Annotated in this window: 20 protein-coding genes and 1 tRNA gene; 10 read left to right on the top strand and 11 right to left on the bottom strand. The window is 45.7% G+C overall.

What is annotated here, in order from left to right; translation table 11 throughout:
• Window position 1 precedes the first annotated feature (1 nt).
• The 5 genes from EKN56_RS15635 (at window position 2) to EKN56_RS15610 (ending at window position 5587) form a co-directional block, all read left to right on the top strand.
• A complete protein-coding gene (locus EKN56_RS15635; RefSeq protein WP_130592641.1) occupies window positions 2–904 on the top strand; it encodes a phosphotriesterase-related protein in 903 nt (300 codons plus the stop codon).
• 17 nt (window positions 905–921) lie between these two features.
• Complete coding sequence (locus EKN56_RS15630) at window positions 922–1281, top strand: DUF2620 domain-containing protein (RefSeq protein ID WP_130592640.1); 360 nt, start codon at window positions 922–924, stop codon at window positions 1279–1281.
• Between the two features lie 14 nt (window positions 1282–1295).
• Entirely contained in the window at window positions 1296–2642 is a 1347-nt protein-coding gene (locus EKN56_RS15625; protein ID WP_185955892.1) for a YhfT family protein, read from the top strand.
• 31 nt (window positions 2643–2673) lie between these two features.
• Window positions 2674–3753 (top strand): aminotransferase class I/II-fold pyridoxal phosphate-dependent enzyme, encoded by a 1080-nt coding sequence (locus EKN56_RS15620; protein WP_130592638.1) that lies wholly within the window; start codon window positions 2674–2676, stop codon window positions 3751–3753.
• A gap of 481 nt (window positions 3754–4234) precedes the next feature.
• Window positions 4235–5587 carry a HEAT repeat domain-containing protein gene (locus tag EKN56_RS15610; RefSeq protein WP_130592636.1) on the top strand — a complete coding sequence of 451 codons (1353 nt, stop codon included), beginning with the start codon at window positions 4235–4237 and terminating at the stop codon, window positions 5585–5587.
• 156 nt (window positions 5588–5743) lie between these two features.
• Here EKN56_RS15610 and EKN56_RS15605 read toward each other — a convergent pair whose 3' ends face one another.
• Complete coding sequence (locus tag EKN56_RS15605) at window positions 5744–5920, bottom strand: transcriptional regulator (RefSeq protein WP_130592635.1); 177 nt, start codon at window positions 5918–5920, stop codon at window positions 5744–5746.
• Between the two features lie 345 nt (window positions 5921–6265).
• On the opposite strand from EKN56_RS15605, the gene EKN56_RS15600 reads away from it, so the two are divergent.
• Window positions 6266–6505 carry a hypothetical protein gene (locus tag EKN56_RS15600; RefSeq protein WP_130592634.1) on the top strand — a complete coding sequence of 80 codons (240 nt, stop codon included), beginning with the start codon at window positions 6266–6268 and terminating at the stop codon, window positions 6503–6505.
• 437 nt (window positions 6506–6942) lie between these two features.
• Here the strand turns inward: EKN56_RS15600 and EKN56_RS15595 are convergent.
• Window positions 6943–7018: transfer RNA gene (locus tag EKN56_RS15595), tRNA-Ile, on the bottom strand.
• A 250-nt stretch (window positions 7019–7268) separates the two neighbouring features.
• Between EKN56_RS15595 and EKN56_RS15590 the strand changes: the two genes are divergently transcribed.
• Complete coding sequence (locus tag EKN56_RS15590) at window positions 7269–8012, top strand: hypothetical protein (protein ID WP_130592633.1); 744 nt, start codon at window positions 7269–7271, stop codon at window positions 8010–8012.
• A 43-nt stretch (window positions 8013–8055) separates the two neighbouring features.
• Here the strand turns inward: EKN56_RS15590 and EKN56_RS15585 are convergent, their stop codons facing one another.
• The 7 genes from EKN56_RS15585 to EKN56_RS15555 all read right to left on the bottom strand — a co-directional run bounded on the left by EKN56_RS15585 (window position 8056) and on the right by EKN56_RS15555 (window position 16872).
• Entirely contained in the window at window positions 8056–9117 is a 1062-nt protein-coding gene (locus EKN56_RS15585) for an SEL1-like repeat protein (RefSeq protein ID WP_130592632.1), read from the bottom strand.
• Window positions 9114–10178 (bottom strand): hypothetical protein, encoded by a 1065-nt coding sequence (locus EKN56_RS15580; RefSeq protein WP_130592631.1) that lies wholly within the window; start codon window positions 10176–10178, stop codon window positions 9114–9116. Before EKN56_RS15580 ends, EKN56_RS15585 begins: the two co-directional genes overlap by 4 nt.
• A 104-nt stretch (window positions 10179–10282) precedes the next feature.
• Entirely contained in the window at window positions 10283–10846 is a 564-nt protein-coding gene (locus EKN56_RS15575) for an NADAR family protein (protein ID WP_130592630.1), read from the bottom strand.
• 92 nt (window positions 10847–10938) lie between these two features.
• Window positions 10939–12783 carry an RNA polymerase sigma factor RpoD gene (gene rpoD, locus EKN56_RS15570; RefSeq protein WP_130592629.1) on the bottom strand — a complete coding sequence of 615 codons (1845 nt, stop codon included), beginning with the start codon at window positions 12781–12783 and terminating at the stop codon, window positions 10939–10941.
• A gap of 166 nt (window positions 12784–12949) precedes the next feature.
• Complete coding sequence (gene dnaG, locus EKN56_RS15565) at window positions 12950–14698, bottom strand: DNA primase (RefSeq protein ID WP_130592628.1); 1749 nt, start codon at window positions 14696–14698, stop codon at window positions 12950–12952.
• Between the two features lie 148 nt (window positions 14699–14846).
• On the bottom strand, window positions 14847–15062 hold the full coding sequence (rpsU, locus tag EKN56_RS15560; protein ID WP_027275017.1) for a 30S ribosomal protein S21: 216 nt from the start codon (window positions 15060–15062) through the stop codon (window positions 14847–14849).
• Window positions 15063–15318: 256 nt separating this feature from the next.
• A complete protein-coding gene (locus EKN56_RS15555; RefSeq protein WP_130592627.1) occupies window positions 15319–16872 on the bottom strand; it encodes a vWA domain-containing protein in 1554 nt (517 codons plus the stop codon).
• Window positions 16873–17152: 280 nt separating this feature from the next.
• On the opposite strand from EKN56_RS15555, the gene tsaD reads away from it, so the two are divergent.
• On the top strand, window positions 17153–18169 hold the full coding sequence (gene tsaD / locus EKN56_RS15550) for a tRNA (adenosine(37)-N6)-threonylcarbamoyltransferase complex transferase subunit TsaD (protein ID WP_130593734.1): 1017 nt from the start codon (window positions 17153–17155) through the stop codon (window positions 18167–18169).
• A 97-nt stretch (window positions 18170–18266) separates the two neighbouring features.
• Here the strand turns inward: tsaD and plsY are convergent, their stop codons facing one another.
• On the bottom strand, window positions 18267–18902 hold the full coding sequence (gene plsY, locus EKN56_RS15545) for a glycerol-3-phosphate 1-O-acyltransferase PlsY (RefSeq protein ID WP_130592626.1): 636 nt from the start codon (window positions 18900–18902) through the stop codon (window positions 18267–18269).
• A 107-nt stretch (window positions 18903–19009) separates the two neighbouring features.
• Between plsY and folB the strand changes: the two genes are divergently transcribed.
• Complete coding sequence (gene folB / locus EKN56_RS15540; RefSeq protein ID WP_130592625.1) at window positions 19010–19369, top strand: bifunctional dihydroneopterin aldolase/7,8-dihydroneopterin epimerase; 360 nt, start codon at window positions 19010–19012, stop codon at window positions 19367–19369.
• 126 nt (window positions 19370–19495) lie between these two features.
• Entirely contained in the window at window positions 19496–20317 is an 822-nt protein-coding gene (gene bacA / locus EKN56_RS15535; RefSeq protein WP_130592624.1) for an undecaprenyl-diphosphate phosphatase, read from the top strand.
• Between the two features lie 262 nt (window positions 20318–20579).
• On the opposite strand, the gene EKN56_RS15530 is transcribed toward bacA, so the two are convergent.
• Window positions 20580–21812, bottom strand: a complete 1233-nt coding sequence (locus EKN56_RS15530; protein WP_130592623.1) for a multifunctional CCA addition/repair protein — start codon at window positions 21810–21812, stop codon at window positions 20580–20582.
• Window positions 21813–21819 lie beyond the last annotated feature (7 nt).

Genomic DNA, 21819 nt, shown 5'->3' with positions numbered 1-21819 from the left:
GATGAGAACAAAAAACTACATTGATGCTTCAGGTTATACCTACGCCCACGAGCATCTGCATATCGATCTTTCCGGTGCGAAAAACAATATCGACTGTTGCCTCGATCAGTTTCAATTGCTGGTCGATGAAATGAAACGGCTGTATGCCCTTGGCGTACGCAATATCGTTGAAGTGACTAATCGTTATATGGGGCGCAATGCCCAATTTATGCTGGATATTATGGCCGAAAGCAAAATCAATGTTGTTGCTTCAACGGGATACTATCAGCAGAAATTCTACCCATCATCAGTGCATGCCATGAGAGTTGAAACCATTGCACGAGAAATGATTGATGAAATTGAACGGGGTATTGATGGTACCTCGCTCAAAGCAGGGGTGATCGCTGAAATTGGTTCCAGCCTGGGTCAGATCACTGATGATGAACGTAAAGTTTTTGAGGCGGCGGCGATAGCCCACCTCTCTACCGGACGTCCCATTTCCACTCATACCACCCTCAGTACCATGGGGCTTGAGCAATTGACTCTGTTGAAGGAGTTTGGTGTTGATCCTCAACATATTGTCATTGGTCACTGCGACCTGAAAGACAATCTGGACACCATCCTGCCTCTGCTTGATGAAGGTGCCTGGGTGCAGTTCGACACGATTGGCAAGAATGACTACTACCCGGACAGTAAGCGCATTGAGATGCTTCAGTCCGTCAAAGCGCGAGGCATGCTCGATCGCGTCATGCTTTCAATGGATATCACCCGCCGTTCACATCTGAAAGGTAATGGTGGTATCGGTTTTGATTACCTCCTAACAACCTTTGTACCCATGTTGCAAAAAGCGGATTTTACCCAGCGGGAAATCGACCTGATGTTGCGTGATAACCCGGCTGCTTTTTTTAATTACGGCCAAAACTAGAATATAAGGATAAGACCATGAAATTTGTAGTCGGTGGACAGATCGAAAAAGAAAAAATCGCAGAAAGTATCCGTACCTTAGCGGGCGACAAAGCCACATCCGTTGTGGTGATGAACGATATTGAAGCGGCAATGGCGCTTAAAAGTGGTGCGGTAGATTACTACCTTGGTGCCTGTAACACCGGTGGTGGTGGCGCATTAGCCATGGCTATCGCGATTGCGGGTATGGACCGCTGTGTCACTGTTGGTATGCCGGGAAAAATTCTGTCTGATGAAGAAATTATTGCCCATGTAAAAGGCGGCAAAAGTGCCTTTGGCTTTACCGGACAAGATATTGACGTGGTGGTTCCTGTCATCATTACGGCTATCTTTTTCTAATCAAGGACATCGTTATGGTACAGGAATTTTTGATGCGACTTATTGAAGTCGATCCCGTTAAGGCCGGACTTCTGGCTGCCATCGGTGCGATTTCTGCGATGATGGCTAATCGGGGAATTGCCGTTTTCCACGATGGATTACGACCATTGATTCCGGAACATTTGGAAGGGCGTATGAGCCGTAAGGCGCTGGCCGCGACCAGCTTTGCCTTAAGCTTTGGCCTGATTATCGGGTTTGGTATTCCTTTTTCACTGACGGCGCCGATCATTCTGGTACACAGCCTGCTGTTGGGCACTGATGTTATTGGGGTCTGGTGTTCAAACAGTAAAAAGGGTTTCGTGCTATCCGGCGTCATCGGGGCGCTTTATGCGGTTGCATTATTAACCGGCCTGAAATCGGTGGTAGAACTGTTTGCCATGTTGCCGGTTAACTTTATGACTAACTTAAGTAAAGTTGGCGATCCAATCGTAGTCTGCTTCTCTCTGTTCCCTGCCGTAGTGGTGGGCTATCAATACGGTTATCGTAAAGGTATTTGGGTATTGGCCGCCACGATAATTGGCTATCTGGCGACTCAGTCTATTGGCACCTTAAGCTTTGGCGGCTTTATTGAGAAACCGGTTAAGTTGGATCCAAACGGTAGCGCATTACTGATTGCGATGATCGCTATGTTCTACTTTGCAATGAAGCAACGCCCACCGGAAACGTCGGGAGATCAGAAAGGCGCCAATGAGATGTTAGTTGGCCTGTTCTCCTCGCGTATTGCGCGTATCCAGAAAAACAAATGGCTACTGGTGCTTAGCGGTGGTTTAACCGCCGTTGCGGCAACCATGTCGTTTAGCCTGCTAGCCGAAGGTCCGGTATCGCTGCAATTGATGGCTCAGGGTGAACAGAATGGTGCTCTGCTGGTTGCTCTGGCACGGGCCATTAGCTTTGTGCCGTTGGTGGGAACCACTGCCATTGCCACTGGGGTATACAGCCCGGATGGAATGAAGTTCGTTTTTGTTGCCGGTCTGGCAACCAATAATCCGTGGATCGCCTTTATTGCAGGCTGCGTGATTATGCTGATGGAAATCATGCTGCTGGCGAAGATTGCTATCTGGCTGGATAAATATCCTGGGGTTAAAGCCTGTGGCGACCATATCCGTACCGCGATCACCAGAATGCTGGAGATATCCCTGCTGGTTGGTGGAATGATTGCATCAAACGCGATTTTACCTGGTATGGGCTTTATGATTGTGGCGGGTATCTACCTGTTGAATAAGACCTCAAAACGTCCTCTGGTTGAAATGGCGATTGGTCCGATTGCTACCATTGCGGTAGGGATTCTGGCGAATATTTTTTATATCATGGGATTAGGCTAAGGCTGACCTGTAAATAGTTAAGGTAAAAACGATGAAAACCTACCCTTTGCAAAGTATGACGATGCTTCAGGCACAGCAACAGCAGTTTCGACTGGTGGATATTATCTGTCGTCATTTCCCCGGCAGTGATTTTTTGACGCAGGGCGATCTGGGGCTGGTGCCGGGTTTGAACCAACCTCTGATTACGCATCGGGTAGAGCAGGTTATCGCTGATTTTTTTAATACAGAAGCCGCAGCATTGGTTAGTGGGGCAGGGACCGGGGCATTACGCGCCGGCCTTGCCGTCCTGACCAAACCGGGGGATACGCTGTTAGTACATGATGCGCCAGTTTACCCCACCACGCAGGTTTCGATTGAGCAGATGGGAATCCGGGTTGTTAAGGCCGATTTTAACCATCCTGATGCAATTAAAGCGGCGATTGATGCCCATCAGCCGGTTGCCTGCCTGATACAGCACACGCGCCAGAAAATGGACGATAGTTACGATTTAGGCGAAGTGATTGCACTGGTGAATGGTTATCAGCTTCCCAGCTTAATTGATGATAACTATGCGGTAATGAAAGTAGAGCGTATTGGCTGTGAGTTGGGGGCGACGCTATCCACGTTTTCCTGCTTCAAACTGCTTGGTCCTCCAGGCGTAGGTGTCATTACCGGCGATAAGACGAAGATTGAGCAGGTTCGTGGCAGCATGTATTCCGGCGGCAGTCAGATTCAGGGCTTTCAGGCAATGGAAGTGCTGCGGGGAATGGTGTTTGCTCCGGTGACTCATGCCGTTCAGGCCATGGTGAATGATGAGGTCGTTTCCCGCCTGAATCAGGGAGAAGTGAAATCTGTTAAGCAGGCCTTTATTGCCAATGCCCAGTCTAAAGTTCTGTTGGTTGAGTTTCATAAGCCGATTGCCGCACAGGTATTGGCAAAAGCCCAGATTTTGGGAGCACTGCCGTACCCGGTGGGTGCTGAATCCCGATTCGAAATTCCGCCGCTGTTTTATCGCGTGTCGGGTACTTTCCGTCAGTCCGACGCTTCGCTGGAAAAACGGATGATTCGTATCAACCCAAATCGAAGTGGGGCGGAGACGATTTTGCGGATTTTAAGGGAGAGTTGTGGGTAAGGGACAGTGGCCACAGTGGATATAGTTTCCATCTTTGTTTAATAAGTAGGGATAGCCTTTGGGTTATCCTTTTTTATATTTGGTAATCAAATATCTCTCTACTCAATTGATTTATTTAATGGTGGAAGTAGTAATTTAGATTGTCTGATTAACGTTTCAATGATTTCTAAAGGCACGTTACTTTCCCAACAATTGAAGGTAAATTCTGAAGTTATATCGGAATAAAAAACTTCAGCGACTTGAATTAACGGATTGCTATTGGCAATGTTGACCTCAAGATACATACCGTCGCGTTGTACATCACTTCCACGGATAAATTGGTATTCGATGTTGTTAATTATCATTGTAGTAATACCCAGTTATGTCTCTATCAGTACGCTTATTAAAAGTTGTGGTAAGAGTATATTACATAATTAGTTACTATTGTTTTTAATAACTTATAGTAATATTTAAACCATGACATAGCTCGGAGAATAATAATATGGATATTCAATTGCGATTAGCTGAACAATTAACTAATCATCTTAATCGAGTTTATTGTGCTGATTTAAAACGTCAGGTTTATCAAACGAATAATCCCGAAGATTTACGAGCATTGTGTTATCACCCATCTGGCTATATTCGGGAAACCGCCGTAAAGTTATTAGGCGTTATGCAGGTAGGAGATGCGTGGCCTGATATCTTGGTGCGCTTGAATGATTGGGTTCCTCAAGTGCGAATTTCGGCACAGGAAAGTCTGGTAAAGCTATTAGTTGCTCAGAATGCAGATATTATGGTTTCATGCTTACCTGAATTGTATCGTCTCCTTGAGTGTCGCCGTGAAGATCATCGAGACTGGTTGCAGAATGTTATTAATTTCCTTCTACAACCGGAACACCAGCATCATATTATTAATGCGTTGTCGTGTACTTCTCCTAAAGTTGCTCGTTTAGCACTACAGCTAATTATTAAATATAACCTCCTCTCAACTGAAGAGATTATTCAACGTTGTTTACAACATCAGGATCCCGTTGTGCGTTGTATTGCAGTACGTCACTTACCTGATGTTTCTCAGCATATCTCAGAAGAGTTACTGCTAATAGCATTACGTGATACATCTCATTCTGTGCGTTTAGCCGCATTTGATAGCCTGTTGAAACAGCATTCAGAATTGTTATTCATTAATATTGATAGGCTTTTGTTTGATGCTAATGCCAGCATAAGAATGCGAACGATAGAATTACTTAAACAATCTAATAAAAATGCAGCGGAGCACTACCTTTTATCGCTTAATTGTTCTGATATAACAGCCAAAAAAACAAGTTATGCTTTATGGGGACTGGGTGTAATTCGTCACCCGGAGGCCTTGAGCACGGCATCGAGGTTTATTAAGCATCCTTATGCCAAAGTTCGCTGTATGGCATTGCAAGTTATTGTATGGCTGGTAGAAGAGGACAGGAAAGAGAATCTAATATCAGCTGTAAAAGATGATTTTCCCTCTGTAGTGAAAGAAGCGGTTAGATTAATAAATAAGTATAAAGTAAGCCTGTCATTGGATGAGTTAAATTATTTAATTTCAAATGCATATCATGTTTCAGGGTGCTATGGCTTATTGTATCGTTTGAGTAAATGGGATCGTTTGATTTTTTTACTTTCTCAATTAGCTAATGAGCCTAACCAAATTGCCGAGGGAGAATTACGTCGTTGGTATATGTCTTATAACAATATTGGAACGCAACCAACCAGAGAGCAAATAGTTTATTTAACTGAGCTACTGGATATAATAAATCCCCCATACAATCTCAGTTTACATAATGATTTGAATGAGATAGTGAAGTTTTATTACAACGGATAATATATTTGTTTATGGATGTTTTTATCCAGCATCATTATAAAAATCGGAGAGCTGCATTAATCAACGCAGCTCTCTGGGGACTAGATAATTAGGTAATAGGCAATACTTTTAACCTGATACGATAGTTAAATATCGCATAAAAACCATTGTTGCAACTTACTTCTGCGCCGGTTCCCACTTACAGCGCACAGGAGAAACAATCGTTCCTTTCTCTTTCATCACTTTAAACGCTTTATCGATCCCTTTACGGTCTAATCCGGATAGTTTTTCCACTTCTCCCGCAGAAATTGGTTTACCGGCTTCTTTCATCACTTTCAGAATTTGATCTTCCATTGGTCAGGCTCCTGTTTAATGTCCATTGCAAGCAATATGCTGGTGGCGCGAATTATATAATAATTAGAGGAATTCGATAGGCAATAATAGCCTGGCACCATTGTATCTCTGGTACAAAAAAGTCATTTCAGTCTCAACAACCCTGAAACTCTGATATATCTTTATCATCCCGATTCAACTTAATCAGCAACTGCGCACTGAATCAAAGCCCCACCTCTGTATGTGCATCCTCTTCGACTCCCACTTTCTAATTTACAGCCGTAGCCTATAGTTCCATCTGAATCTTGACTGGGAGGCAACATAGTTCCTTTCAATGTTTTACAGCAGCGGGCAAATCCATCAGGAGTGGAATTATTACAATTCGCATTGCTACCAGAAGCAACGGGATTATTACTCTGTGAGCTATTAACCATGGCGGTGCTTACTGACTGCATAACTTCAGGATTAGTGGAAGTATTAGCACTGGCCATTGAGGACAGTGTATTCGCGGCATCTGAATTAGGGGATATCGCTGATGCCGCAGAGGATAAGTCGCTGAGCCCGGTGTTAACATCTGACGTTCCACCAAGAGTAACAATGTCATAAACCATAACAATAGGTAATGTTAGGGTATACCAGGTAGCAACGCCATAATTACCATTATCAATCTCCTTTCCCGTCTCCTGTAATGCCTTCTGGGTTGTGCACGCAGTGATTGAAATAAAGGAGATTACAATCAAAAAACTCGAAAAGAGAACATATTGACCCCCACATTGGATGAAAGTGCAATGTATATGTAATCAAGCACAAACGCCCCATAGGCTTTTTATATGAAATTACTTTTCGATTCTGATTGTTTTAATGGCTGTGAAGTAACAGTTATCCGTTAAATATGAGTATAGCAGCTGAATTAAATCATCCTCTCATGCATAAGAATGAGGGAATAAAAAATCTAACCCAAGACGGATCTGATTAAGAGGCATCGTTCAGATTGATTGCGACGGTATGTCTTTCTGTGGAGGCGATTAAGTAAGTGCTGATGGTGGTGGCCCCTCCCCGGTTTGAACGGGGGACCAAGCGATTATGAGTCGCCTGCTCTAACCACTGAGCTAAGGGGCCAAGTGGCGGCGATTATACGGTAAACATTATTGTTTAGTCCATAGTTACGTGGTGTGAACGTTGGTTTTATGCACAGTTGTAGGGCATAGCGCTTGTAATGGGAAGTATGTATTCGATATCAAATAGATTCGTGGTATTTGACAGTCTGAACAGAATTGGGCATGGTCTGTGTACTTAGGGAGAAATAGCACACCGTCAGGTGTGTCAGACGCCATCTGATTAATCAGAGCATGAACAGGACGATGTGATAATGATATCTAAAATAGGTCGTATATTATTCTATTCAATCATTAGCTTAGGTTGCAGCGTCAGTATTGCTGACGATGCGCTCTCCATACCTAAAGACAGTCAGTGGAAATACCTCACCACCAATGTGAATGGGAAATATTCTATTCGTATGGACTACACCATTGCACCCCGGCATCCACTTTATCCACCGGACTGGGCTCAGGTATGGCTTAAAGAAGAGGTATTAGATTGTACTGATTTGACCTGTGGTTCAATCACTCGCCATATTGTTGATTGTGTCTATCGACCTAAGGGCTTCGTACAAGAACAACGCTATGATTATGATATTCATGGTAAGCGTATTTTTACCGATTCAGGACAAAAGCCGTTTAAAGATTATTCAGATTACCCCTCCTTTATCAAATTGTACGACACCGCATGTGCAGAAACTGCTGGAGCACGGAGTAAGGCTGCTGCTGAAAAGAAAGCAAGAGATGATAAATCGGCGGCTAAAAAAGCCAAAGAACTTGCGGAAAAATCACCTTATGACCGTAGCTTGCCGTTGACATATAATCCGGATGGAACCGGTGGCCCATTGGCGAATGAAGCCTATATTTTATTTGAAGATGGTCGTCAGGTTGCCCGTGGTGTCAGTGATAAGAATGGCAATATTCCCTACAAATTAAATAAAAACTCAAGCTATATCATTCAGTTTGCATATGGGAAATTTACGTTAGATCCGGTACGTAAAACACGGCGTAAGTAATAATATTGGGGGGAATTGCTATTCCCCCCAATATCTAATCTCATCATCTCTGATTTAGTATCTGTTCTAAACGTGGGATGGTGTAATCCTCACGATAGTACTCAGCATCACTGTCTGATAACGCTAAACTTATATCGCCATTCCAGGCAGGTAAGCGGGTTGGCGGTAATGGTAATACACGATGTAGATTGGTGAATTGCCATAGCAGACTGGCTTTCTTTTCCGGATTACGTCCCATGCTCTTGCGATAAGGATCCGGATAGAAACGTATCGGATCTATTGCCTGCCGAAATTGAGCTACCCGTTTTAAGAACGCTGGTGAGAGATAATCTTTGCCCATTGCCTGCTTATAATCATCGTTAAACTGCACAAATTCACTAAAGGATGCGTAGTAACCCGCTTGTGCTGAACGATGTAAATATGAAAAGGCCTGGTCCCAGTCTGCCTGACTCTTTGCCTTTATATTTTGAGCCAGAGCCAGCAGGTTAAGTGCCCGACCCGATCCATTTTGAGCTGCGCAGGCAATGTACTGCTGCGCTTGTGCAGAGTTTTTATTGGTTAATCGTAAATTAGCCATATACATCAAGGCAGAGGAATAGCCCATTTGTACTGACTGGTACATATAGGCGGAGGCCGGACTGGGTGAAGTAGTATATTCCTCCAGCGCTCGGTTACGCCAAAGAGCCATATAATAGAAAGAGGCCGCAACTTGCTGCTGCATCAGTTCGTTAATATAAGTGCGCGATTGTTTTGGGTTATATTCGGTATATTCAATAACACCATGTTTTTTAACAGGTTTGATAAGATGCAGTTCAGCCATCAGTAATTTGGCCCGCCAATCACCCATTTTCGCGGCTTTGGTGCCCAAAGCATACATGTGAGGATAAAGGCCGGTCTCCTTTTCTCCCCATAATTTATGTGCAATTTGGTAGTATTTTTCTGCCTCTCTTACCGTGGGTAATGGTACTTCGGTGGTGCAGCCTGAAAGCGGTTGGTTTACCACATCAACGGCGGGATAAGTTCGTTGAATATCGAATTGAGGCGCAGCGAAGGCGGTATTAACCAATAAAAATAGCGGTATTATCTTAGCAATATTTTTCATCATAGTAGGCCATCAATCAGTATTTCTTTCACTAAACGATCGTAGTGGTAGTCGGTACGATATTCTTTGGCATCTTCAGCAGAAAGCAGAACTGAAAAATCACCGTTCCAGGCGGGCAGTTTTGCTGGTGGGGGAAACGGAAGTACTTTATCTAAATTGGGTAGTTTATAGCTGGTATTGCCTTTTACACGGAAAGGCAGACCTCTGCGCTTACGATCGGGGTCATCATGGTGAAATCCCGGGCGAGTCATAATCCAAAGTTTATCTGAACGTTTGGCATATTCTTTATTCGGCGCGGCAAAACTTTCTCCAAAAAGAATTTGGTAATGACGGTCAAGAGATGAGAAACCGTGTAAACCATCACTATCACCTGCGACTGCACTCAGATAGTTATAGCGAAAAGCCTCTTTCCAACTCTCTTTATTCATGCCCGAATTGATACTGATTGACATTGATCTGTCCTGAGCTGCTATCCCATGACCATATTTAATCCCACACTGGATAAGCTTTTCGGCGCTTTGGTAACGTTTCACATTTCTGAATATATTGGCAACATCGACCATGCCTCTGGGGTCGCCCCGGCGTGCGGATTCATAAAGATAGGCAGATGCCGGGCTGGGAGCATTATCAAAATCATCACCGCCTCGTTGGCGGTATTGGCTCATAAGATAAAATGCCCCCGGAATGTCCTGTTCCATCAGTTCATCCAGATAAATCCGCGCCTGTTTGGGATTCAGACGGTTATAGGAGGTTGTCATATACAGCTCAGCCATAAATAGCTTGGCACGCCAGTGACCTAAATCAGCGGCTTTTTTCCCCAGCGTGAACATATGTGTAAAATAATTACCGTCCTGCTGTCCGGCAATTTTTTTAGCGGCGCGATAATAAATGTCGGCACGAGGATCGCTAATTAGCGCGGGAAGATGACTTTCCGGGTCGACACAATCGGGTTCTGATACGGTTAAAAAATTAACCCGAGGAAGGCTTTTATTAATATCAATGGCATGGACAGTGGCTGAACCTGTGCTTACTGCCAATAATAAACAGAGTGTGTATGTTCTCAATGCTCTTCCTTAATAGAGATCAATCCATTTTAAGGAGGATAATAGAAACCCGCTATTTATTAAACACACTCTGTTTTTTAGCACCAACAATGATAGGTCTGTCACTATTGATGGTTGGATAGATTCTCCCGTACTTCCATCAACGCAAACCCCAACAAATTCTGCCCATCCCACAATAAAGGATTTGCCGCACGTGGGTCATCCTGCGCCAGGCCAATACCCCAAATCTTATCTACCGGGCTGGCTTCAACCAGAACCCGCTGTTTGGTATTCAGCAGAAACTCACCCAGATTTGGGTGCTGACTGAATTTATGCAAGTTGCCCTCACAAACCAGCTCAAAGCAGCGTGATTGCCATATCTGTTGATCGAAGCCCTTTACCTGTCTGCCCAGACTTTTGGCCTGTGCGGGCGTTCTGGCGCTTAAAATCTGCGGGATAATCTGCTCATCGCCAAATAACTGAGCTTTACTTGCCATCATCCAGTGCTCTGCGGTTGCATAAGTGACGCCATCAACCACAAAAGGGGAGGGCCACCACTGGCTAAAACAGGATGCCGTAATAACGCCATTAGCTGAAGGTTGATGCCCCCAAAAATAGAGATACTTAAATCGAGAGCCTGACTTCACCGCATCCTGTAGCGCCTGAAGTGAATAATGTCCCTGTTGCATAAATCCCTCCCTTTAAAATAAAGACTCAGCCTGAAAACAAGAAAACCCCAGAGGACTGGGGTTTTCTTGTTTACTATTCATTAACGCAAAGATTAATCATCCAGGAAGCTGCGCAGTACTTCTGAGCGGCTTGGGTGACGTAATTTACGTAATGCTTTCGCTTCAATCTGACGAATACGTTCACGGGTAACGTCGAACTGTTTACCCACTTCTTCTAACGTATGGTCAGTATTCATATCGATACCAAAACGCATGCGCAGTACTTTCGCTTCACGAGCGGTCAGACCAGCAAGCACGTCGTGGGTTGCTGAACGCAGGCTTTCAGAAGTAGCAGAATCCAGCGGCAGCTCGAGGGTGGTATCCTCGATAAAATCACCTAAATGCGAATCTTCATCGTCGCCGATTGGCGTTTCCATTGAGATTGGCTCTTTGGCGATCTTCAGCACTTTACGGATCTTGTCTTCTGGCATCAGCATACGCTCTGCCAGTTCTTCCGGCAGTGGCTCACGACCCATTTCTTGCAGCATCTGGCGAGAGATACGGTTAAGCTTGTTAATCGTTTCAATCATATGCACCGGAATACGGATGGTGCGCGCCTGATCGGCAATTGAACGGGTGATCGCCTGACGGATCCACCAGGTGGCGTAAGTTGAGAACTTATAACCACGACGATATTCAAACTTATCTACCGCTTTCATCAGACCGATATTACCTTCCTGAATCAGATCCAGGAACTGCAAGCCACGGTTGGTATACTTTTTAGCGATAGAGATAACCAGACGTAAGTTAGCTTCAACCATCTCTTTCTTCGCACGGCGGGCTTTTGCTTCACCGATAGACATCCGACGGTTGATATCTTTAACCTGCTCGATGGTTAAGCCGGTTTCATCTTCAATTAACTGTAACTTCTGGATGCAACGCTCGACTTCTTCGCTGACATCTTTCAGTTTTTCAGACCATGGTTTACCCATCGCCAAAGCGCTGTTAAACCAGTCCATTGAGGTTTCATTGCTGGCGAACAGAGTGACGAAGTTTTTCTTCGGCATTTTACTTTGTTCAACGCACAGTTTAAGGATCAAACGTTCCTGAGTACGGACGCGGTCCATCATCTGGCGCATGTTATTGACCAGATAATCAAACTGTTTTGGTACCAGACGGAACTGTTTGAAGACTTCAGACAGTTTTACGATCTCTTCAATTGCCTGTGCGTTGCTGCGGCCAAACTCTTTAATGGCTTTGCGCGTTGCTTCATATTGCAGGCGCAGGTCGTTAAACTTCTCGCGGGCAAGTTCAGGATCGATACCGATATCTTCATCTGCATCGGAATCATCATCGTCGTCATCATCATCGTCGTCATCATCCTGCTCTTCGCTGGACAATTCGGAGCCTACATGTGTTGCCGCAGGACCAATGGTGTCATCCGCATTAGGATCGATGAATGCGGTGATAATGTCAGACAGTCGGGTTTCGCCAGTTTCAACGCGGTCGTATTGTTCCAGCAGATAGGTGATCGCTTCAGGGTACTCAGCAACAGAACACTGAACCTGATTGATACCTTCTTCTATGCGTTTTGCAATGTCGATCTCGCCTTCGCGGGTTAACAGTTCAACGGTACCCATTTCACGCATATACATGCGCACCGGATCTGTTGTACGACCGATTTCGGATTCAACGCTGGAGAGCACTTGTGCTGCGGCTTCTGCTGCATCTTCATCGGTGTCTGCGGTGTTTTCTGCGAGCATTAGATCATCGGCATCAGGTGCTATTTCCATTACCTGAATACCCATATCATTGATCATCTGGATGATATCTTCGATTTGATCTGAATCGATGATATCTTCAGGCAGATGGTCATTGACCTGAGCGTAGGTCAGGTAGCCTTGCTCCTTGCCTAGGGTAACAAGAAGTTTAAGCTGTGACTGCGGGTTTTGCTCCATAAGACGGTATCCACACTTCAGAGTATTAAATTTTATCGGCTAAGCCGGTAATCATAAGGTAGTCGGGCTATGTTTATCAGCTGTCGCCTTTATAAACAGCTATGCGCAGGATTTCTTACCTGCAATGAGCGGCACTTAAGCCGTTAATTCTGTTAAATCTGTCAAACTAATCTTTTTTTGCCAGAGCCATATTCAAAGACCATAATTCTTTGCGCTCTTCTGCGTTCAAACCGTGGGTTCTGTCACGGGCAATCAATTCTTCCTGACGTTGCTCTAATACTGAGTCATACAGTTTCGCTAACGTATCAAGAAATGTTTCTTCAACCATGTCCTCTACAATCATGTGGTTCCATGTTGCTAAAGTTTCAAGTTGTTGACTGTAATTATTTCCGCGATACAGCTCTAAAAGTTGTCCGGTAGTTAACCCCGGCTGAGCCAGACAGGTTTTAACCAGTTCAATAAACAGCGGTACTCCCGCCAGATTGGTCTGTTCTAACCCCTGTACTGACGGAACCAGTGTTGCCAGATAAGGGCGCTGAATCAACAGACCTATCAGTATACGCATAGTTGTGCGTTTTAGCTGGGGTGCCTGATAGCTTTGTTCAGTTTCAATTTGTTTCGGCATCAGCTTATCTAACTGACTGTCATCCAGAATGCCCAGTTTTTGACCGAGCTGCTGGCGTAGATACAACCGCAATGTTTCGCCGGGCACCTTGCTGATAAGCGGTAACGCTAATGTACTAAGTTTAGCACGCCCATCCGGTGAGCTCAGGTCGACCTGCGGCATAAGTGTATCAAATAAAAACATCGAAAGAGGTTGGGCTTGTTCTAAACGTTGCTGAAAAGCCTCTTTTCCCTCTTTTCTTACCAGCGTATCCGGATCTTCGCCGTCTGGTAAAAACATAAAGCGTAACTGACGTCCATCGGTCAGATAAGGCAGGGCGGTTTCTAACGCACGCCATGCAGCCTCACGACCGGCATTATCGCCGTCATAACAGCAAATAACGTTATCCGTAGAGCGGAACATTAACTGAATATGCTCTGCCGTGGTGGAGGTACCCAGCGAAGCGACGGCATAATCAATGCCAAACTGCGCCAGCGCTACCACATCCATATAGCCTTCAACGATCAGCAGCTTATCGAGCTGATTACGATTAAGCTGCGCTTCATACAGGCCATATAGCTGGCGGCCTTTATGGAAAATTTCTGTTTCCGGTGAGTTAAGATATTTAGGCGTTCCGCTACCCAAAATTCTCCCACCAAAGGCAATAACCCGACCACGCTTATCGCGGATAGGGAACATGACCCGCTCGCGGAAGCGGTCATAGGTACGTCCATTGTCATTGGTCACCAGCATACCCGCGTCATTAAGTGATTCGCGGTTCTCCGGTGAACGACCAAAACGTTTCAGAACGTTATCCCATCCGGAAGGCGCAAAGCCAATGGCAAAGCGCTGAATAATGTCGTCACTTAAACCTCGTTGCGCCAGATAGTTTCGCGCATCCTGAGACTGAGGTTGGTTTAAGGATTCCTGATAGAACTTAGCTAACGGCTCCATCAGTTGATACAGACTTTGTCTTTGGTGCCTTTCTAGCTGGCTGCTGCCGGTTCCGGATTCGTAAGGAATTTCCAGACTGTGCATGGTTGCCAGTTCTTCAACGCTTTCAACGAACTCCAGACGGTCAAAGTTCATTAAGAAATCAATAGCATTACCATGAGCTCCGCAACCGAAGCAGTGATAAAACTGTTTTTCACCGTTAACGGTGAAAGAGGGTGTTTTCTCATTATGGAACGGACAACAGGCGTGATAATTCTTGCCTTGCTTTTTAAGCTTCACACGAGCATCTATAAGATCGACGATGTCCGTACGGGCCAGCAAGTCATTGATAAATACGCGTGGGATTCGTCCTGCCATTAAGCCTCAATTCGTAAATCCATAAATGAGAATAAGCCGCGCATTCCTTTCGGAAAGCACGGCATACTTATATGCAGTTAGCTATTACTAGCTTTAGCTACACGACCAACCTGCGCATTAATCGCGCGCTCGGCGTTAACCGAAGGTATTAATACAGGCGGGTGCGGCGTGCGTTTTCACGAGCTAATTTCTTCGCGTGACGTTTCACAGCAGAAGCTTTAGCGCGTTTACGTTCAGTAGTTGGTTTTTCGTAGAATTCACGGCTACGAACTTCAGCAAGGATACCTGCTTTTTCGCATGAACGCTTGAAACGACGTAATGCTACGTCAAATGGCTCGTTTTCACGTACTTTAATTACCGGCATGTGCCTTTCACCTCAATAGAAATCGGTTTTGCTGCTGGCGCTGTTGCCAGCCATATTCAAAATGGTGCGGAATTCTACTGCGAATAGGTGCTGCTTGTAAAGTCCTGTTACCGATTCATTCATCGGTAGTCGGCAGAAAACAGCCCGTCATCATTGTATAAACAGCTACCATCACGTTAGTGCGCTGAAAGTCCCGGTTATTTTTATCTACCCATAATCAGGACTTTCAGCCATCAAATTTTTACTGCTTTAATGCTTATTTGCCCTGGCCTTTCACCGGTGAGCTTTTTGGTAGCTCGTTTTGGGCATTTCCAACCAACTGAATAAACTCTGAGCGCAGATCGTATTTATCGGTACCGCGCCCTTCATTTGCCAGCTTCAGGGTATCATCCAGCGTGAATGCGCCAGTTGATGCACCGTTATCTTTTAACTGCTGAGCAAATGCAGCGACCGCAGTGGCGAAGCGGAAATCTTTGCTGCTGTTATCCAGTGTATTGTTCATTTGTGATTCAGGAACCGGTAACTCAATACGCTGAGGGGTACTTTGTGCATTTGGCGTTTTATAACGCAGATGCATCATAGCAATCTCTTTGGTTTGACGCAGATAACTGTTAGCGGATGGCGTACCAATGAAACCATATTGCTCTGCGCTCCACTCTTCTGAGCTGCCCGCAGGAATAATTTCATATAGCGCAGTCATGGTTTGACCGGTGACTACAACACCACTATTTACCGCATTGCTGTTCTCTTCTGATGGAGCCTGATAGCCCAACAGGCGGTAAGCCTTGATATATGTTGGGTTAAACTCGACTTTCATGGAGAACTCTTTTGCTACCGGAGTTTGCGTTGCGCTTAATTGCTCATCCCAAACTTTGTCGCTATCGCGTACGTTGTCGATGTACTGATGAACACCGTGACCAACGTAAGCCACTTCAGCCAGTGGCGATGGGCTAAACTGACTGGCGGTAAAGCCTAAGGTGGTTAGCGAAATTTGTGCTGCTGGATGGTTAGCGAAGAAGTCACTGGCATCCTGTACGGTGCTGAAGCCTGCATTATAGGTGCTGTTACCCACCAGAATGACGCGGTTGATACCATCAGCAATGTAGTGATCTTTCGCCAGCGTATAAGCTTCTGTCAGACGTGAGCTGTCCTGAAGGGTTTTTCCACTGCTTAAGCTGGAAATTGCGGACAGCATTTTGTCTTTTTTATCGCCGGTAGTGGGTTCCAGCAGAACGCCTTTATCACCGGAGGCACTCAGCAGAGTCAGCGTATCCTGCGGGGTTAATTGATTAACCAGATGAGTCAGGCTGGTCTTGATAAGCGACAGGTCAGCACCTTCTCCGCCCACTAATACCACCAGATTTGCCGCACGACGTTCAGCACTGGCTTGAGTATCACCGGCCTTAATTGCTACACGTAGCAAGCGGGTATTGGGGTTCCATGGTGTAACCGCGATTTCACCGTTAGCCGCAAAAGGAATACGCCCTTGTGGCTGTGGATAATCATAAGGGAAGAAATTTACCCACTCAGACAACTGAATGCTGTCTTTTCCTGGCAGACTTGAGCGTGCCAGAGCACGGCGCATATTATTGTAGCTACCGTTATTGTCTGCGGCAGAAATCAATACTTCAGGGCCATTTTGAGCGCTTGTTTTATAAGCCTGTTTGATTTCCTGCTCTGGTGATCCTGCCGTTTTTGCTGGCGAAGGAAGATTCAAATTAGGATCGGTTGAGCTACAGCCGGCAAGTACCAGTGCACTCAACAATGCCAGGGAATGGATTCCACGTTTAACACTTTGAGCTTTAGTCATTTCTATCTCAATCAAGTTGTTTGGTGTTCATTGGATGGACAAAAGAAAGGCGAAGCATACCCAGAGTTTCCGGGGTGCTGCAAGCGACTTTGCGTCTAGTTTATCGAAATATGTTAGTGACTGCCGCTAATTAGTGATATTCAGTAGCATTTTTATTGAAGTGCGTGATTCTTTATTTTCAGCTTATCGACTGTGTTATTATTTAACGCAACACAAATTGTGTGTCTGCACCGTTGTGGCAGAAGCACGAGTAATGAATTCAGAGGCTGTTTGGCAGGTTATGCGTATATTAGGTATTGAAACGTCATGCGATGAAACCGGTGTGGCGATTTATGACGATCGGCAGGGTTTATTAGCGGATCAACTTTACAGTCAGGTGAAACTGCATGCGGATTATGGTGGTGTAGTACCTGAGCTGGCGTCTCGCGATCATGTGCGTAAAACGGTTCCTCTGATTCAGGCAGCACTTAAACAGGCAAATCTAACTGCCGCTGATATTGACGGTATCGCTTATACCGCCGGACCGGGTCTGGTAGGTGCGCTGCTGGTTGGCGCAACCGTAGGGCGTTCTCTGGCTCTGGCGTGGAATGTGCCGGCAGTGGCGGTTCATCATATGGAAGGTCATCTGTTAGCGCCGATGCTGGAAGATAATCCACCGGAGTTTCCCTTTGTTGCGCTGCTGGTTTCTGGTGGTCACACTCAGTTAATTAGCGTTACGGGCATTGGTCAATATGAGCTGTTGGGTGAGTCTATTGATGATGCCGCCGGTGAGGCATTTGATAAAACGGCTAAACTGCTGGGGCTGGATTATCCCGGTGGGCCTATGCTATCTAAAATGGCACAGCAGGGTGTTGCCGGGCGCTTTACTTTCCCTCGTCCAATGACCGATCGTCCGGGCCTTGATTTTAGTTTCTCCGGTCTTAAAACATTTGCGGCGAATACCATTCGTCAGTCCGGTGATGATGAGCAAACCAAAGCGGATATCGCCAGAGCATTTGAAGATGCGGTCGTGGATACGCTGGCAATAAAATGTCGTCGGGCATTGGATGAAACCGGATTTAACCGACTGGTGATGGCTGGCGGAGTAAGCGCTAACCGCACTCTACGCAGCAAAATGGCTGACATTATGAAACAACGCAAAGGCGAAGTATTTTATGCTCGTCCGGAGTTCTGTACCGATAATGGTGCCATGATTGCTTATGCAGGAATGGTTCGATTGAAAGCCGGTGAAGCGACAGGGCTGGAGGTTTCGGTTCGTCCGCGCTGGCCGCTGGATCAGTTGCCACCAGTAAGCTGAGCATGATTGAGTTTGAATGATTAAATAATTATCCGGCCGTAAATATGTATTTGCTTAAATACCATGAGCGGCCGAAAAGTTTGATTAAAGCGTAAACTTACTCTGGTTTATCGCTATCTGTGGTTTCTTCAGTCTTCTTCTTTTTAAACCTATCCCATATTTTCCCTTCCTGACCGCGCCATAATCGTTGAATATTGTCATGATGACGAATCAAAACCAGACAGGAAAGCATCGCTACCGGAAAGGTGAACTGCGGTTTAAACCACCAGGTATAAAATGGTGCTATGAGTGCACTGATAATGGCACCCAGAGAAGAATAACCACTGAGCAGCACGGTTAACAGCCAGGTACCGGTCATTAATCCGGTGAGATCCCAGCCTATCGGAGCAATGGCACCAAATGCCGTTGCCACACCTTTGCCGCCGCGAAAGTGAAAGAAGATCGGATAGATATGTCCCAGACAGGCTGCAATGGCGGTTAAACCAAGATAAAGCGGGGAAAGATTTAGCTTGTAGGCCACCCAGACAGGGATCATTCCTTTTAGCACATCGAAAATTAATACGGCAGCCGCAGCTGCTTTCCCGCCAATACGCAGCACGTTGGTTGCACCGGGATTACCGGAACCATGCTCTCGTGGGTCGGGCAGTTTGGCGATACGACAAACCAACACTGCGCTGGATATTGATCCACATAGATAGGCGATAATGATCATGCCAAGCGCGATAGCACTCATAAACTCGATTCCATCTAATAATTGTCGTTTTACTCTCTGCTAACGTGGATAATACGCATATTCTGCCCGAAGTGGTATGCCTTAATTGAAAAACTGAGAGTGATGTTATGGATATCGTATTTATAGAACAGCTCAGCGTCATTACAACCATCGGGGTTTATGACTGGGAGCAGACGATTAAACAGAAGCTAATTTTCGATATCGAAATGGGCTGGGATAATCGCAAAGCAGCAGCCAGCGACAACGTTTGTGACTGTCTGAGCTATGCCGATGTGAGTGAAGCCGTGATTGAAAAGGTCGAAAACGAGCGTTTCGCCTTAGTCGAACGGGTGGCAGAAGAAGTTGCGGAATTATTAATGCAGCGTTTTTCCATTCCATGGATTAGGATCAAAGTGAGTAAACCGGGAGCCGTAGCAGCGGCAAAGCAGGTTGGTGTGATTATTGAACGTGGTTCACGTTTAGCCTGAAAGAATAAGTCCGATAGAATGAAACTAAATGGGTTGATTTCTGTCTGAGCTGCGCGGGTTATTAAAATTATTGTCTGGTAATCAGGCACAAATATTTTCTTTATCTATTTTGCAAGGGATCTATTGATGGATGGTTTTCACTCGTTGGTCGTGGCATTTATTCTCGGTGTTGTTGAGGGGTTAACCGAGTTTTTGCCGGTTTCTTCAACGGGCCATATGATTATTGTCGGTGAGCTGTTGGGTTTTTCTGGCGATACCGCATCTACATTTGAAGTGGTTATTCAATTAGGGTCAATTCTTGCGGTAGTGGTGGTGTTTTGGCGTCGCTTGTTTGGTCTGATTGGTATCCATTTTGGTGAGGTTCCTCATGAAGGGAGTGGCAAGGGGCGCCTGACGCTGGCACATATTATTTTAGGTATGTTACCGGCGGTGATAGCGGGTTTTGCGCTGCATGATGATATTAAACAATATTTATTTGGCGCTAAAACCGTCATGTATGCCCTGATTGCCGGTGGCTTATTGTTGATTGCTGCTGAAATGCTAAAACCTAAAGTTCCGCGCGCGGAAGGGCTGGATGATATGACATATCGTCAGGCTTTCATTATCGGCTGTTTCCAGTGTCTGGCTCTGTGGCCGGGTTTCTCCCGTTCAGGGGCGACTATCTCCGGTGGAATGTTGATTGGCGTTAGCCGTTATGCGGCATCAGAGTTCTCTTTTATTCTGGCCGTACCGATGATGCTTGGCGCGACGATATTGGTGATGTACAAAAGCATTGGCCTGTTGGTTTGGGATGATTTACCCATGTTTGCCGTCGGTTTTATTACTGCTTTTATTGTGGCGTTACTGGCGATTAAAACCTTCCTGAGCGTAATTAAGCGTTTCTCTTTTATTCCATTCGCTATTTATCGTTTCTTTGTGGCTGGCGTTATTTATCTGGTGTTTTTCTGATTTTAGGATCGGGAGCGTGATGAATAAAAAAGGCACTGGTTGGATAATAATCAGTGCCTAAGATTAGTAACAAAGTTTGATTTGTTCAGTTCTGTGCTTTAAAAGAGCCAATTGTCGGGCCGGGTCTCCCGGTCGAGCACAAAGTCAATATAAGCACTTTAGATGTTACGACCGGAATATTCATTGAGGCCAATTTATCTGCTTTGTTTGTGGTCAGAAGTATCGATTGTTACTAATCAGAGTCATTAGATTGGCAGAGTAATTAACTTTGCGGCTGGCTCTCTTTCCATTTAGTGAGCGCTTCTAAACGGCGTTTATTCAGCTGATCTTTAATATCTGCACCGGTGAACCCTTGTTCGATAATCTCTTTAACCGATACGCCATTAACGACGTCAAAAGCCTGTCTGAGATAATCTGCCTGTGGATACGCTTTTTGCTGCCAGCCAGCCCGACCTCGATAATCAGCTTCGCTGACCAATAGCATCTGTTCCAGCCGATGTGGTTTACGCCAGACGTCGATAGCGTTCAACATACTTAATATGCTGTCCGGTCGCAGCTGATATACAGTATGGATCCGATCGTGGAACTCAGAAACCAGACAAGCCAGTTCGCGGGTAGCGTTAGGAATTTTGTAACGCTGACAGATTTCTTCCACTAATTTTATGCCGGCTAAACCATGACCATGATGGTGAGGCCAGAGTGCTTCTGGTGTAACACCTTTACCCACATCATGCAGTAACGCAGAGAAACGGACATCGATCTCATCACTCAGCGTTGCCGCCATCTCCAGCACCATTAAAACGTGTACACCTGTATCGATTTCCGGATGCCATTTCTCAGGGGCTGGGACACCAAACAGATTATTAATTTCAGGAAACAGAACGGCTAAAGCACCACACTCCCGCAGCACGTCAAAAAATACCTGAGGGCTACGAGTTGACAGGGCTTTTTCTGTCTCTTTCCAGACGCGTTCTGCCGTCAGATGCGCGATTTCACCGCTGTTAACCATCTCTTTCATCAGTTGCCAGGTTTCTGGTGCGATGGTAAAGCCAAGATTGGCGTAGCGTGCAGCAAAACGGGCGATTCTCAGCACCCGTAAAGGGTCTTCACGGAAAGCCACAGAGACATGGCGTAGAACACGCTGCTCGAGATCTCGTTGACCGTGATAAGGGTCGATAAGGGTACCGTCATCATCCTGCGCAATGGCATTGATAGTGAGGTCGCGACGTAGTAAATCCTGTTCCAGAGTGACATCAGGAGCGGCATAGCAGGTAAAACCGGTGTAGCCGGAGCCTGATTTACGCTCGGTACGGGCTAATGCGTGCTCATCATGCGTTTTGGGATGAAGAAATACCGGGAAATCCTTTCCTACCTGCTGATAACCTAACGTCAGCATTTGCTCAGGTGTGGCACCAACCACCACCCAATCACGCTCATGTACGGGTAAGCCCAGTAGTTGGTCGCGGACGGCTCCGCCAACAAGATAGGTTTTCACGTCTTCT

Origin of the sequence: Limnobaculum zhutongyuii (assembly GCF_004295645.1) — a bacterium.
Lineage (GTDB): Bacteria > Pseudomonadota > Gammaproteobacteria > Enterobacterales > Enterobacteriaceae > Limnobaculum > Limnobaculum zhutongyuii.
This window is presented reverse-complemented; position numbering and strand designations above follow the sequence as displayed.

Bases quoted from the DNA above. Each gene is read 5' to 3' on its own strand.
- EKN56_RS15635 (WP_130592641.1), top strand. From the start codon at position 2: ATGAGAACAAAAAACTACATTGATGCTTCAGGTTATACCTACGCCCAC.
- EKN56_RS15630 (WP_130592640.1), top strand. From the start codon at position 922: ATGAAATTTGTAGTCGGTGGACAGATCGAAAAAGAAAAAATCGCAGAA.
- EKN56_RS15625 (WP_185955892.1), top strand. From the start codon at position 1,296: ATGGTACAGGAATTTTTGATGCGACTTATTGAAGTCGATCCCGTTAAG.
- EKN56_RS15620 (WP_130592638.1), top strand. From the start codon at position 2,674: ATGAAAACCTACCCTTTGCAAAGTATGACGATGCTTCAGGCACAGCAA.
- EKN56_RS15610 (WP_130592636.1), top strand. From the start codon at position 4,235: ATGGATATTCAATTGCGATTAGCTGAACAATTAACTAATCATCTTAAT.
- EKN56_RS15605 (WP_130592635.1), bottom strand. From the start codon at position 5,920: ATGGAAGATCAAATTCTGAAAGTGATGAAAGAAGCCGGTAAACCAATT.
- EKN56_RS15590 (WP_130592633.1), top strand. From the start codon at position 7,269: ATGATATCTAAAATAGGTCGTATATTATTCTATTCAATCATTAGCTTA.
- EKN56_RS15585 (WP_130592632.1), bottom strand. From the start codon at position 9,117: ATGATGAAAAATATTGCTAAGATAATACCGCTATTTTTATTGGTTAAT.
- EKN56_RS15575 (WP_130592630.1), bottom strand. From the start codon at position 10,846: ATGCAACAGGGACATTATTCACTTCAGGCGCTACAGGATGCGGTGAAG.
- rpoD (WP_130592629.1), bottom strand. From the start codon at position 12,783: ATGGAGCAAAACCCGCAGTCACAGCTTAAACTTCTTGTTACCCTAGGC.
- dnaG (WP_130592628.1), bottom strand. From the start codon at position 14,698: ATGGCAGGACGAATCCCACGCGTATTTATCAATGACTTGCTGGCCCGT.
- rpsU (WP_027275017.1), bottom strand. From the start codon at position 15,062: ATGCCGGTAATTAAAGTACGTGAAAACGAGCCATTTGACGTAGCATTA.
- EKN56_RS15555 (WP_130592627.1), bottom strand. From the start codon at position 16,872: ATGACTAAAGCTCAAAGTGTTAAACGTGGAATCCATTCCCTGGCATTG.
- tsaD (WP_130593734.1), top strand. From the start codon at position 17,153: ATGCGTATATTAGGTATTGAAACGTCATGCGATGAAACCGGTGTGGCG.
- plsY (WP_130592626.1), bottom strand. From the start codon at position 18,902: ATGAGTGCTATCGCGCTTGGCATGATCATTATCGCCTATCTATGTGGA.
- folB (WP_130592625.1), top strand. From the start codon at position 19,010: ATGGATATCGTATTTATAGAACAGCTCAGCGTCATTACAACCATCGGG.
- bacA (WP_130592624.1), top strand. From the start codon at position 19,496: ATGGATGGTTTTCACTCGTTGGTCGTGGCATTTATTCTCGGTGTTGTT.